Source organism: Lutispora sp. (genome assembly GCF_041687175.1).
Classification (GTDB): domain Bacteria; phylum Bacillota; class Clostridia; order Lutisporales; family Lutisporaceae; genus Lutispora.
Genome location: NZ_JAWLCK010000002.1, coordinates 13,899 through 28,311, shown reverse-complemented (window position 1 = coordinate 28,311; position 14,413 = coordinate 13,899). Strand labels below are relative to the sequence as shown.

11 protein-coding genes and 1 pseudogene are annotated in these 14,413 nt (G+C 37.1%); 1 reads left to right on the top strand and 11 read right to left on the bottom strand.

The annotated features are described in order from the left end of the window. Positions 1 to 48 precede the first annotated feature (48 nt). Positions 49 to 1,230, top strand: a pseudogene (locus ACESM9_RS00775) (YeeE/YedE family protein). A gap of 44 nt (positions 1,231 to 1,274) precedes the next feature. Here the strand turns inward: ACESM9_RS00775 and ACESM9_RS00770 are convergent. From ACESM9_RS00770 to ACESM9_RS00720, 11 genes are all read right to left on the bottom strand, one after another. Beyond that, positions 1,275 to 2,036 (bottom strand): ABC transporter ATP-binding protein, encoded by a 762-nt coding sequence (locus tag ACESM9_RS00770; protein WP_372994289.1) that lies wholly within the window; start codon positions 2,034 to 2,036, stop codon positions 1,275 to 1,277. A gap of 30 nt (positions 2,037 to 2,066) precedes the next feature. After that, on the bottom strand, positions 2,067 to 3,134 hold the full coding sequence (locus ACESM9_RS00765; RefSeq protein ID WP_372994287.1) for an ABC transporter substrate-binding protein: 1,068 nt from the start codon (positions 3,132 to 3,134) through the stop codon (positions 2,067 to 2,069). 24 nt (positions 3,135 to 3,158) lie between these two features. Beyond that, entirely contained in the window at positions 3,159 to 3,923 is a 765-nt protein-coding gene (locus tag ACESM9_RS00760; protein WP_372994285.1) for an ABC transporter permease, read from the bottom strand. An 81-nt stretch (positions 3,924 to 4,004) separates the two neighbouring features. Further along, positions 4,005 to 5,705 carry an FAD-dependent oxidoreductase gene (locus ACESM9_RS00755; RefSeq protein ID WP_372994283.1) on the bottom strand — a complete coding sequence of 567 codons (1,701 nt, stop codon included), beginning with the start codon at positions 5,703 to 5,705 and terminating at the stop codon, positions 4,005 to 4,007. 56 nt (positions 5,706 to 5,761) lie between these two features. Continuing rightward, positions 5,762 to 7,078 carry a YeeE/YedE family protein gene (locus tag ACESM9_RS00750; protein WP_372994376.1) on the bottom strand — a complete coding sequence of 439 codons (1,317 nt, stop codon included), beginning with the start codon at positions 7,076 to 7,078 and terminating at the stop codon, positions 5,762 to 5,764. 205 nt (positions 7,079 to 7,283) lie between these two features. After that, positions 7,284 to 9,851, bottom strand: a complete 2,568-nt coding sequence (locus ACESM9_RS00745; protein WP_372994281.1) for an EAL domain-containing protein — start codon at positions 9,849 to 9,851, stop codon at positions 7,284 to 7,286. Positions 9,852 to 9,998: 147 nt separating this feature from the next. Next, a complete protein-coding gene (abc-f, locus tag ACESM9_RS00740; RefSeq protein ID WP_372994278.1) occupies positions 9,999 to 11,630 on the bottom strand; it encodes a ribosomal protection-like ABC-F family protein in 1,632 nt (543 codons plus the stop codon). Positions 11,631 to 11,930: 300 nt separating this feature from the next. Further along, positions 11,931 to 12,746 carry a family 1 encapsulin nanocompartment shell protein gene (locus tag ACESM9_RS00735; protein WP_372994276.1) on the bottom strand — a complete coding sequence of 272 codons (816 nt, stop codon included), beginning with the start codon at positions 12,744 to 12,746 and terminating at the stop codon, positions 11,931 to 11,933. Positions 12,747 to 12,779: 33 nt separating this feature from the next. Continuing rightward, complete coding sequence (locus tag ACESM9_RS00730; RefSeq protein WP_372994274.1) at positions 12,780 to 13,148, bottom strand: demethoxyubiquinone hydroxylase family protein; 369 nt, start codon at positions 13,146 to 13,148, stop codon at positions 12,780 to 12,782. A gap of 417 nt (positions 13,149 to 13,565) precedes the next feature. Then, positions 13,566 to 14,072 carry a carboxypeptidase-like regulatory domain-containing protein gene (locus tag ACESM9_RS00725; protein WP_372994272.1) on the bottom strand — a complete coding sequence of 169 codons (507 nt, stop codon included), beginning with the start codon at positions 14,070 to 14,072 and terminating at the stop codon, positions 13,566 to 13,568. A 49-nt stretch (positions 14,073 to 14,121) separates the two neighbouring features. Then, on the bottom strand, positions 14,122 to 14,376 hold the full coding sequence (locus ACESM9_RS00720) for a hypothetical protein (protein WP_372994270.1): 255 nt from the start codon (positions 14,374 to 14,376) through the stop codon (positions 14,122 to 14,124). Positions 14,377 to 14,413 lie beyond the last annotated feature (37 nt).

Here is a 14,413-nt window from a genome sequence, read left to right as displayed (position 1 = left end):
CCATTACTAATCACTGCATAAAAAGCATTTATATGGGAGGTATATTTGATGAAAAATCAAATACCTGTTGGCATATCTTTACTAATACTTATAATAGTCTTTGGAATGCTTTTAGAGACTTTAGCTCCAACTCTTAGCTTCTATTGGATAACTGGCATCGCTTTTGGTTTCATACTTCAAAGATCCAAGTTCTGCTTTGCTGCTTCAATCAGAGATCCTTATCTCATAGGCGGTACAGCATTGACAAAAGCAGTGCTAATAGCACTAGCCATAACTTCTATCGGTTTCACAGCCATAAAATACGGAGCATATGTCAATAATATGCCCTTACCTGGTCAGGGATCGGTAGAACCAATAAGCTTAGCTACAGTAATAGGAGGAATATTGTTCGGTATCGGAATGGTAATAGCAGGTGGGTGTGCTTCAGGTATCCTTATGAGAACTGGTGAAGGTTTTCATATGCAGATGATAGCTCTGGTTTTCTTTATTATTGGTTCTCTTTGGGGCGCCCATGATTATGGCTGGTGGTACGACAAGTTTATAAAAGAATCCAAAGCAATATTTTTACCGGATGTATTCGGTTGGTTTGGTGCTTTAGCGATACAATTGGTGTTTATAGCTTTTTTATATATTATAGCTGATAGATGGGAAGAAAAGAAAAGCCAGGACTACTAATGAATGATAGGGGGCATTGAATTGAGGTTAGAGAATAATAAATATTATATTAAATGGTTCAAAAAATCATGGCCCTATATTACTGGAGCAATTTTATTATCTCTTTTTCAGATTGTAACCTTAGCGGTAACTGGGGAGCCTTGGAGAATCTCCTCCGGTATGGCTAATTGGGGTGCATGGATATATGAAACCTTAGGTGGAGATGTTTCGAAATGGTTTTATTTCAACTCGGAGGGTCGAGATGTTGCATTGGCTGCAGGCTTCCTAAGAGAACCAAAATCCGTGAGAAACCTTGGTGTTATAGTGGGAGCATCACTTTCTGCACTTATGGCTTCTCAGTTTAAAATTCGAAAAGCCAAATCCTATAGACAAATGATTGCAGCCGCTGTAGGCGGACTTTTGATGGGATATGGCTCCAGACTTGCTTCAGGATGTAATATAGGTTCATTCTTTGGAGGAATTGCTTCCCTATCCTTATCCGGATGGATCTTTGGATTATTTATTTTTGTAGGTGCTATTATTGGAAGCAAGTTACTGGTAAGATTTCTTATGTAATAAAGAAATTGCTGCAAAACAGTAGTTTTGCAGCAATTTTTAATCTATTTGCTTATAAGATCCAGTATTTGCTCTTTAATATTCATGTACTCTTCATCGATTCTTACACGACCATGTTTATTTTCTATAGCTGCATAGGTGAAATCAACATTAAACTCTTTCAATATCTTTCCTGGACTTTTTGACATAACCACAACTCTTGTACCCAGAGACATGGCTTCGTCTATATCGTGGGTGATCATAAAAATGGTGCTATTGTTTTTTTTCCATATTTTACGAATAAAGTTCTGCATATTAACTCTGGTGAGGGCATCTAAGGCTCCAAAAGGCTCATCCATCAGTATAACTTCCGGTTCATTGGCAAGAGCTCTTGCTAATGCTACCCTTTGTTTCATTCCCCCTGAAAGCTCGAAGGTTGCCTTTTCACTATAGTCTATAAGCTCAACCTGCTCCAGAAAGCGATTTGCTATGCGTTTCACATCCTCTGGGGAAAGACCTTTCATTCTGGGACCGAATTCAACATTTCTTCTGACACTCATCCATGGATAGAGAGTAGGTGACTGGAATACAACACCCCTATGCCAGTCAGGACCTGTAATGGTCTCTCCATGCATCAGACAGCTTCCCGTGGTTGGCTTTATATAGCCGGCAATAACCTTCAACAATGTGCTTTTACCACATCCTGAGGGTCCCAAAACACATATAAATTCTCCCTTATTTATTTGTAAATCAATATTATCCAATGCTTTGATGGGTCTCGTATTAGTCTCATAGGTATAACTCACATTCTTAATGTCTATCAGCATTTTATACACCCCCAGGGATATTCAATTAGATTATTTATTCAATATATTTATTGCCTTTTCAATATACTCAGAATTTAAAAACTCATTAAAAGCTTCTTGTGCAGGTGCTTCATTTATAAATCTCTGCATTTCCAGAAAATCGGCAGTATCCTTCATAATTGTAGCAAAGTTGCCTACTGAATCACTTGTTCCCAAATAATCCTGCTTTAATTGTTCTTCTGGCGAAAGCCATATTGCTCCTTTCATCTGCTCCAAAGCATCCTCAGGTGCTATTTGAAGCTCTTCAGCTACAATCTTGGCACCTTCCTCAGGGTTTTGTCTGTATATTTCTCCCCCTTCAGCCAGGCATGCAATGAAAGTAGCAACCATATCAGGATATTTCCTTGCAAATTCCTTTCTCACCAATTCCACGTTGGCGGTAACATAGCCTTGGTTTGCCATGTCTTCACTGGTGATAATGGTTTTACCTGTTTTCAATAACTCTCCAAGGGAAGGCTGCCAGGTATAAGCAGCTTCAATATCTCCTCTTTCCCATGCGGCAACAATATCTGCCGTCTGCATATCCAATAGCTGCACCTTATCTTCAATGCCTGCTATTTTTAGAGCATTTAGCAAGCTGTAGTGTGATGTGGAAGCAAAGGGTGTAGCGATTTTCTTGCCTGCAAGATCCTCTACTTTATTAATATTTGAACCATTTTTAACTGCCAGAGCTTCTATATCTCCAAGGACTTCATGAATCCAAATCAGCTCTACATCAAGGCCCCTTGACAAAGCAACTATGGCATTGGTGTTACCCATGGTTGCAAAATCAATACTCTCTGAGGCAAAGGCCTTATTGGCATCTACTCCAGAGTCAAAAACTATGAAGTTGCACTTGATCCCACTCTCAGTAAAATACTTATCAAATATACTCTGTCTGATTGCAATGTTTTCATCGTTGGGTACTCTCAAAATCCCTATATTTATTTCTTTTGGCAGCGATTCCTGTGATACGTTATCATGAGCGAAGGCATCCACTTTGCTGACACAGCCACTTAGCGAAAATACAGTAAGAGCTAAAACAATAATGAGAGTCAAAATGTTCCTAAGCTTTATCATTATAAATGTCTCTCCTTTCTCAATTTAAACCCGTCCCTTCCAGAAGACTAATTTTTTCTCTAAAAATCTTAATCCGCCATCGATTAATATGCCTGTTATTCCCATTATAATTATGCCTACAAACATTACATCGCTTTTCAGGTATTTGGAAGCATCTATCACCATCCATCCTACACCTGAGGTTGCAGCTACCATCTCTGCAGCCACTAAGGTGGTATAAGCCACCCCCACAGCAGTTCTTAGCCCAGTAAATATCTCAGGCATACAGGCAGGCAAAACTACATGAAAGAAAACACTTCTTTGATCCGCTCCCAATGACTCAGCACTCAATATATAATCTTCATTTATCTTAGTAACAGCAGATATGCATGCTATATATATGGGTGCAAAGGCTGCCAGAAACAGCAGTGTTATTTTTGATAAATCATCAATACCGAACCATAATATGAGAAGTGTATAATAGGCGAGGGGTGGGAGAGGACGATAAAATTGAATCACAGAATCCACCACTGCCCTGATCTTATCATAATAGCCGCTTAACAATCCAAGAGGTATTGCGGTTACTACAGCAAAGAATGAAGCAATAAGCAATCTCTTGAAACTGATTCCCAGGTGGGCTATCAATGATATGCCATTGTATCCATCTACAAGTATTTCTATAAATGCAGCTCCTACCTCATATGGTGATGGTACCAAAACTGATTCAATTATTCCAAATTTAGTAGTCAAATACCAAGCTCCAAAAATTACAATCCATGTACCAATGGTAAGTTTTTTTACTCTCTTCAATTCTGTCCTCCTCTCCACTTATGTCTAAACAAAAACCCTGTAAGTCATTTTTGGCCTACAAGGTTTCTGTCGGCATTTATTTTAATTGAAGTTGTATTCAGTTAGTATTCTCTCTCTCCCTGTCACTTGATCGTTGTAGTATTCATAGTAGCTGATGCCCAAGAAGGATCCTGAGATGTTGTATAGATTGTCAAAGCCCATATGCTGCAATGCCATTATAGCGTTGTAGCTTCTCTGGCTTGAGCGGCAGTGGAGGTATACGGGAACATCCTTCGGTATTTCTGAGGTCCTTTGCCTCAACTCGCTCAATGGAATGTTGATTGCATTTTTAATATGTCCCGCTTCGTATTCATCTTTTTCTCTCACATCAATAATTACTGCATTGCTTTCCACCAACTCTCTAACCTTATAAACCGGCACTTGTCTGAATCTGCCGTTTAATATATTGAGAGCTACCAATGCTGCATGGTTTACCGGATCTTTAGCAGTACTGAAGGCAGGAGCATAGCATAATTCTAATTCCTTGAGATCTTCTAAGGTACCTCCCATCATTATCATGGCTGCGATTACATCAATTCTCTTGGTAGCGTTGCCTTTTCCAATGGCTTGAGCTCCTAATATCTTGCCTGTTGGTACTTCATAAACCAATTTGAAATGGAAGGGGCTATTGTCAGGCATTAATCCTACTTTGTCTCCAGGAATGATATATACAAAGTCGTACTGTATACCTGCTTTCTGACAAGCCTTTTCGGTTAATCCTGTTGAAGCCGCATTCATATCAAATATTTTTACGCATGAAGAACCAATTACTCCAGTATTTCTGTGGGGTATACCGTACATATGGTCTGCAGCCGCTCTAGCCTGTCTTTGAGCTGGTCCCGCCAATGCCAGCCTTGATTTGCTGTGAGTCAATTTATTGTATACTTCTATGGCATCTCCAACTGCATATATGTCCTTATCACTGGTCAGATAGTTATGATCTACCTTTATTCCACCTGTTTCACCTATTTCAAGGCCGGCTTCTTTTGCCAATGTTGTTTCAGGTCTTACACCTATTGCCATGATTACAGCCTGAGCTGGTACTTTTTTCCCAGAAGCCAATTCTATATGTTCATCTGCAACCTTTGCTATTCCGTCTCCTACAATGAGGTTTACTCCTTTATCCATCATTTCCTTGTGCAATATCTGAACCATATCATAGTCGAAAGGCGCCATAATCTGATCCGCTGCTTCTACCAAAGTTACATTATAGCCTGCATTTGCCAATTGAAGATTCTCTGCCACTTCTACTCCTATGAACCCTCCGCCTATTACCGCTATATCCTTTATATTATTATCCTTGATATATCTGTTAAGCTTATCAATATCTACCACATTTCTAACTGTAAACACATGAGATTTATCATATCCTTCTATTCTCGGCACTATAGGATTGGCTCCTGGAGACAATACCAGCTTATCATAGGCTTCTTCATATTCATTGCCTGTCACTAGATCCTTAACAGTAATTGTTTTCTTTTCCCTGTTTATTTTCACAACTTCACTGTTAACTCTTGCTTCTATGTTATACTGCTTCTGGAATCCATCAGGACACATCAATACCAAATCATCGCTGTTTTCTATCATACCGCTAAGGTGATTCGGCAAACAGCAGTTTGAAAAGGATACGTGAGGTCCTTTCTCAAACATGATAACTTCTGCAGATTCATCCAATCTTCTCACTCTTGCAGCGGCAGAAGCTCCACCTGCAACTCCTCCAACTATCAGTACTCTTTTGCTCATAATTGAGTCCTCCTTTTTTATTAGATTTGTTACATCAAAATCAGACATGCAAAACATTATTGCGCTTTCAACTCCACAACTTTGTTTTCCTCTATCTTCTTTTCTCTAAGGTATCTATTAGCAGGAATGATATTGACCCTGCCTTCAAATAGCTTTAATCCTGCTATTCCTCCAAGAGAAAGGGCTACGAGGAATATCCATCCGGATAGTGAAAAATTGCAAATTGAGGAATAGAGCGCTCCTATATTGCATCCTCCGGCTAATCTTGCACCAAAACCCATCATGAATCCCCCGGAAATATAAATCAGTACATCTTTTAGATTGAAATCATAATCAAACTTGAATTTACCTGCCAGCAATAAAGCTAATGCTGCCCCCACTATAATTCCAATGTTTCTTAGGGTTCCACCATCGTATAGAAGACCTTTGTTTACGCTTTCCACAATACTGGCAAATTCCGGTGATGTAAACTCCATTCCTATACCTTGAAGCAATGCCACTCCCCATTTTGTAAATGCAGATGTTACTCCCCAGCTTGAACCAGTTGTATTGATTATGAAAACAAACATTATTGATAGTAATATTCCACCTTTTAAAAAGCTCCATCTTTCTATAAAAAACTTGTGATATGTTCTATAGCTGAACAGTTTAAAATCCTTATTCTCGGGCAATGGTAGTTCATCAGGTTCATAAACATTCTTTTGATAATAGCCTTCTTTCTTTCTGAAGTCTTCATATTTCCTTGTTACTACATACAGTGCTAACAATATTAATAGGGAAACTATCACTGCACCGACATAACCAAATACATGGGGTAAATAAACGGTGGCTTTTATTTTGCCTATTGCTGTTTCAGCGATTCTATATCTTAGAGCATGGCCTGGAACAGCCCCCAATACGAAGAATAATAGAGCGATGGCTGCCCGTATTGCTCCTTCACCCAAATCGCTTAGGGTTCCTGATGCACATCCTCCGGCAATCATCATACCTATACCGAATATAAATCCACCTAAAATTGTTGAAATGTTAAACGCTCCTACCGAACTGGATCCGGGTATAACTGCAGCTCCTTCTGATGCCATATAAGATGGTACAGCACCATTAGCTGCTGCAGCCCAATGAATTCCTGCAGTTGCTATCAGTGATATAGCGAACATTATAAGAAGTGCTTTTGTAAGGCTTCCTTCACCTGTAATATAGATCCTTTTGATGCCACCAGCAAAACCAAATCTAGATCTTGTAAGTATATACCCTAATGCTACTCCGGTAATGATATTAAGTGTCAATTTACTGTTGGTCTGACCTAAATAGAAGCCAAAGATTCCAATCAGAACTATAATTCCTAAAGCAACAAATAATTGAACTTTATTGATTCTCCCAGTTGACTCCATTTATGATCCCCTTTCTTGCATATTTTTTTACATTGTTGATTGTGTTTATTATATAACAAACAATCTTTCGCCGATGAACACCTTTTCTTATACAGTATTAGATATTTGGATAGTCCTTGATGTCTTAGATAAAGGCATGAAAAAAACACCTTGTCTTTTGACAGGTGTTTTCAGGTGCATATCCATACTATTTTTTCAACAATTCCTTGTAGTTTCTATAAAATATCTTCTCCACATCTGCTTTTGCTAAAGGTTTGCTAAATAAGTATCCTTGTAGAAAGTCGCTTCCGGCTCTTTTCATCCTCTTAAACTCTTCTATTTCCTCCACCCCTTCTGTTACGACTTTCAGGTTCAATCCGTGTACAAGAGCAATCAAGGAGTCCATAATTTTTATGCTTTCTAGCTCAATGAATTTATCTTTAAGGCTTTTATCCAGCTTTACTTTGTCTATAGGCATAAAAGTAAGATAGTTCAAAGAGGAGTAGCCTGTCCCAAAATCATCCAAAGAAATGATGACTCCAAGGGATTTCAACCTATTCAGTATATTTATGGTTTCGTGCCTTTTTTCTGCAAAAATATTCTCCGTTATTTCTAATTCCAATAAGCTAGGTTCTACATGGTATTCTTCAAGGGTCTTCTTGATATAGTCAATCAGACTCAAATCATAAAATTGTCTTGGCGATAAGTTAATAGATACTGGCAAAGGCTTATAACCCTTCTCTTTCCATATGCTTATTTGTTTTACCGCTTCTTTTATTACCCATTTCCCTATTGGCAATATTAGACCTGTTTCTTCTGCTACAGGTATAAAACTCTGGGGAGATATATCATGTCCTTTTATTCTAAGAAGTGCTTCAAATGAGGATGTTTCTCCCGTGCTTGTCTCTATTATAGGTTGATAAAGCAATAGAAAATCTTCATTTTTAATAGCTCTTCTCAACATGTTTTCTATCTTTATCTTTTTATTAAACTTTTCCTTCATCTTTTCATCAAAGAACAAGTATCTGTTCTTACCGGATCTTTTTACACTATACATAGCTATATCTGCTTTTATAAGAAGGTCATCAATGGTCTTGCCATCTTGAGGATATTTCACAATACCCAGGCTTACAGTTATGTTGTTTTCTATTTCATCTATAAACACTCTTTCTTTAAAAATGTTTAGCAGCTTTTCTGCATACTCAACTATCTTATGGTTTTCTTCCTCTCTCAAAAGAATCAGGAATTCATCTCCGCCAAATCTAAAAGCAATTATGTTTTCAGATACAGAATCCATAATCAGATTGGCAATGCGCCTTAATAACTCATCTCCATAGACATGGCCCAAAATGTCATTAATGTTCTTGAAATCATCTATGTCTAGTAAAAAAATGGCTCCATTTTTATTATGCTTCAGTTCCTTCGTTAAAATTTCTGTCAACTTTCTTCTATTATAAAGTCCGGTCAAAGGATCATGATCCGCTAAATATTTAATGTAACCTTCCTGTTGCTTTAATTCTGTAATCTCAATCAATACCCCATGAATAGTATTAACATTTCCTTCTCTATCCGTTATTCCTTTACCTCTTACCAAATACCAATGGATCCTCTGATCTTTGTCTATAATTCGAATTTGTATATCAATATCTCCACTTAGCTTAGCATTATATTTGTTAATTTCATCTATGAGTATACTTCTATCCTCTTCATGAACTACTTCATCAATAATCTCATAAATGCTTTCCTTTTGTACTGCCTCAAGCCCTACAAGATCTACAAAATTCTTTGAGAAATTTATTGTTCCTTTGTCCGTATTTATCTCCCATATATAACTATCAGTAGCTTCTATAGCAATTTCATATTTCTGTCTAAGCTCCTCATTCTTATCCGAATACTTTTGTATTTCATCATATTGAAACCTTAGCTCCTCCTCATTGGACATCAATTGCTCAATGGTGGCTTCAAGCTCAATATTTGTAGATTCCAACTCTTCCTTGTATTTAACCTTTTCAGTCACATCTGTATATATACCATAGCCTCCAAGAATTTCATTTTTCATCTTCATAAGTATTGCTCTTATATTTACTACAATAGGTTCTCCCGTTTTCTTATATCTGATAGCTTCTACATCTACTATACCTTTTTCAAACAGTTCATTAGTTTTCCCCACTGCTTCCTTCTTTAGCTCCTTTGGAACCACCAGGTCATCCAGGTTCTTGCCTATACACTCCTCCCTTGTATAGCCAAAAACCTTGAGAAAACTTTCATTAACATCAAAAACCGTATGATTGTTATCGAAACAGGCTATAGCATCAGGGCTGTTAATAAAAAGGGTTTCATATCTGTTTAAAAGGATATCTTGTTGCTTTCGGAACTTTATACTCTCACTTGTATCTCTTGATATAGATACTACTGCTTCTATCTTTCCTTCATTATTGACTATGGGTACTGCTTTTCCCCAGTCGTAATAATCCAATTTCGAACTGTATGTCTCTCCTTCTACAGAACCATCTTCGTTTCTTTTGAAACCTTTATAATACTTTTTTTCAATTTCCTCATCAGGATGTAATACCAAGTCTATGAGGGTAGGTCTTTTATATCCGTAGAATATTTGAGAGTAGGTATAATCGCCTTTTCCCAATACATCTTCTTTATTTACCTTTGTGAGCTTCTCTATAGCACTATTCCACAGAATAATCTTCCCATCTCTATCAATGGCGAATACTGGATCTGGTAGTGTCTCTATTACATTTTCAAAAAACTTTATTTTGTTCATACGATTCTCACCCCCCGTTTCTTACTGTAAGTAATTTGAATTTCTAGAGCTCTGGAACTTATCATGATCCTTATGCTTTGATAATCTTATTATTAATTCTACTATTTTCCTTTAATTTCTACAATGTTTTATTCGCATTTTTAGATGTTATCTGCATTGCTTTAATTTCTCCAGAATTTCATGATACTCCTTATCGAGGGCTTCGATATCATCATTTTTAGATGGCATGCTCAATTTGCTTAATATTTCTGCCATGCGATGCTTAAGAATCATTATTTTCTCAGATTTATCATCTTTGATTGATAACTCTTCTTTCTTTTTCATATACTCTTCATATGTCCCATCAAAACATATAGTCTTTTGATTCTCTATGGATATTATATGATCCGCCACATTACTTACAAATCTTCTATCATGGGAGATAAAAATCACAGTTCCTATATACTCTAATAATGCCTCTTCTACAGCTTCCATAGAATATATATCTAAATAATTAGTGGGTTCATCTAAAACCAAAACATTAAAGTCACTGGTAATTATTTTAGCTAATGCAGCTTTTACCTTCTCACCGCCGCTTAACAAAGATGTTCTTTTCATGACATCTTCTCTCTTAAATAAAAGCCTTGCCAGAAGGGTTCTTACAAAAGTCTCGTCATAAACACTGCTTTCCATAACATTTTGCAGCAATGTCTTTCTTCCATCTAAAGTGCTTATGTCTTGACTGAAATAGCCTATTTTGACTCCTATAGCTCTATATATTGCCGGGTCTCCATCAATAATCATTTTAATAAGAGTAGTCTTTCCGCTCCCATTAGGTCCTACTACTGCAGTCTTACTGTTGTTGAATACCCTGAATTGGGCTTCTTCAAATATAACTTTGTCCCCAAAGCTCTTGTTTAGCTTATCAGAGCTTAATACCACCTTGCAATGAAGCTGTGTGGTCTTTTGTATATCTACATTTATATCCGGCAATTCCTTTGGTTTTTCCTTAACCTCAAGCTTTTCGATTCTGGTTCTAATAGCATTAACCTGTCTTTCCAGTTTTGCTTTTGCTATCTGGGCTCCCATTTTATGAAGCCTGGCCTCTGAGTTTCCCATCCTCTTAGGAGTTTTTCTCATGGATTTTACTTTGCTTTTCTTTTCTAGCAAAGCTTCCTCCAACCTTTTCTTCTCTGAAACATACTGTTCATACTCAAAGGCAGCTCTTTTCCTTTTTTTCTCCTTTAATTCTTTATATTTGGTATAATTGCCCCTATAAAGACATACCTCTCCATTTTCTATTTCAAGTATGGCATTGCATACTGCATCCAAAAAATCTCTGTCATGGGAAACTACCAAAATTGCACCATCAAATGCCTCCAGTTCCTTTTGAAGAAGCTCTATGCCTTCTCTGTCAAGATTGCTTGTGGGTTCATCCCCGATGATAAGAGCATTGTCTCTCCCCAAAGCCTTAGCTATCTTGAGCCGGGTTACTTCACCCCCGCTTAACCCTTGATTATTTAATCCGCTTACCCCAAATTTGCTGGAAGCTATATTTTCAACAGCCACTATATTATCATTTTCCAACTGCTCTATATAAGAATAGGTTCCATATATCCGAGACATGCCCTCATCAGGCTCTATTCTTCCTGTTAGAATGTTTAGGAAAGTGGTTTTCCCACAACCATTTAAACCAATTATTCCTATCCTGTCATTTCTATATATCTTGAAATCATCAACCTTCAATATCAATCTGTCATTATAATATTTTTTTACTCCATTCATTTCCGCTATCAACATAGAAAAATCCCCTCCATAATTGCTGGAGAGGATATACTTTATCCCTATACATACTTTCAAATGCTATAATCATTGACAATAGAATATTATCAATAAAAAACAAACAACATCACTATAGAAAAGAAAGTAGTTAAAAAAGGGCGCACTTATCCACTCCAGCTTAATGCAAAACACCATGTTTGTATATGATTCAAGCTAAGAATGGATTAGTTTCTCATTGCTCCTTTAGTACCTTCCTTTCAAAATTTACAAGTAAATTATATTATATGCAATTTCTAATGTCAACGGCATTCCATGTTCTTATTCAAAAACCACAATGGCTTTTCTTCGTTTAATGCGTAGCAAAACAGTTTCTAGTACCCTTAGAACATGGTTCAGATCTTTCTGCTCCAAATAAGCAGCTGCCATATCCTGCCCTATGACAAGATCCATATTCCTTGACTCAGGAGATACAAGCACAGCCTTGCCTTTTCCTAATACAGGTGATTTGTATATTCTTCCGTCCACCAGCTTGCTAATCCTGTCTATCTCCAACAATCCGGTTCCAGGTTGCAACCTCTGCAATTGCATGTAAAGATCCAGGCTTAATACAAGGGCATAGGGCCCGTAAATGCCATTTTCCGTCAAAAGTTCAATGGCAGAAGCCACATCTATAAAAGCATTTTCTCCTTCAGACCAATCTTTTTTTGCAACTTTATTGATACCTTCTGCAGTTAGCAATCCCTCATACCCAAGCTCACTATCACCATAGAATATTAATCTATCTTCTTTTAATGCACAGGCTTCCGCCGAAGCCATGGCTTTTGAAAGATCAACAGGAAAACCCATTTTTTCGCTATTCTCCAAATCTTTTGCAAGCAACGTGAAATCGTCATATATGGTAGGTATTTCAACATATTTTCTTCCCTTAGTAGTAATGATACCTTTTTCTGATACTTCATCAACCTCATCCACATCGTCAATGGCTATGTAGTTGACTCCAATTCCAAGGGGGCCGAATATATGCAAAAATCTTCTGCCAACAAGAGCTCTGCGAGCCGCTTCAATAACTGCCGCATCTATATCTTCCCAAAGCTTATCAGAAAAGGTAGAAGCTTCTCTTGATAAATAACTCATAATTTAACCTCCTTATTAATATCCAAAACATCTCTACTTGTCTAATAGACTACCAACGGTAGGAGAATTTGAATTATTCTTCTTTTCTTCCTTGGGTACATTGATCCCTAAATCTTCTAGCATTTCTCTGACTTCCTCCTGACCGGAAGCAAACCATTCTGCTTCCTGAGGATCAAGAATTCTAAGGAGTTCCATCAATTCTCCCACATGAGCTTTTTCCTCATCACGAATATCTGCAATAACCTTTTTAGCTATTTCATTATCTGTCGCTTGGACATGGGCGTCATAAACATAGATAGCTTCAAGTTCGCCTGCAATATTCAGACGTATCGCCTGAATCAATTCCTCTTTTGTCAGCTTACGATCTACATTTCCTTGAAACGGATTAGCAAAGTTAGGCATATTTTCATCCTCCTATTTATTATTTTATAGTAATAATAAAAAGTCCCTTGTGTTCGCATCCATTCAATGTCAATGAGTTTAACATAGTCTATGCAAAATGTTTAAATGTTAATTATTTTCAATTAATAACTGTTATCCAAATTATATAATTTATAATAGCCTATGTCAAGTATTTCCATATTGTTTTTCAACTTATCTCATTCCTTGCATGAAACCTTAATGGTACCAATAATATATTATGAACAACATCCAGCTCTATATTCTCATTTATCAGGATTTCGTCCACACTCTGTTGTTTTGCTTTCTAACTTACTAAATTATCTGACTTCTATTTTGATAATCATACATTAGCATAAGCAAACATCTCCTTTCCTGCTTCTATTATCACAAGAAAGGAGATGTTTTTAAGCCTGTAACCTACCAAGTATTCTGGTTAAAACCATAGTTCACTCTTTGTACTAATGATAAGGATTGCTCACAAATTTCGCTTGGAAGGACTTTTATATTGCGCGCCATGCACTGCATATCATTAAACGTTGCAACAATTGTATAGAACCCAGGTGGTAAATTATCTATAGCGAAATTCCCATTTTCATCAGAAGCAGTTCTATAAACAGGAAATTCTGTTCTTGATCCAAAGTATAGTAGAATCACCGCATTGGCCACCTGTTCTCCATCTGTTTCCCTTAATACGGAACCAATAATTCTTCCCAAATAATTCTCAATTTTATTGTTTATTGTTACGTCTATTCTCTGGAGATTGAGCTGTGAAGGTTTTACATCAAGTTCTACCGCCTGATCCAAATCCTGTTTGTTGCTTTGTAAGCTTTGCTGATGCTGTAGCTTCTTATTGGTTCCAGTACTCACTTTTTTCTTATCAATATCATTATCTTCAAGTAGAAGTGTCTCATTATTATCCTTCATAGCATTACTCATCTCCTTTGTGAGGTTAGGAGAAAATATTTACCTGATTTTATCTTTTACCTTCGGCGCCTGCTACAGATGTAGCTTCAGCACCTGAGATACTGTCTGCGTCATTATCTGCTCTTTGTCCCTGTGCCTGCTTTACTATAACTTTTTGGTCAAACCAGTTATAGTTGTATTGTTTATTGAATTGCTTCTGTTTGCTGAACTGGCTGTCCTTCTCAAACTCTTTTTCAACATCTATATCCTTCTCAATATGCTTAGCCAAATCCACATTAAACTTATTGTCTTTGATGTCTACCATTAATTGGCCCCCCTTTCATTATATAAAATTTCTATAT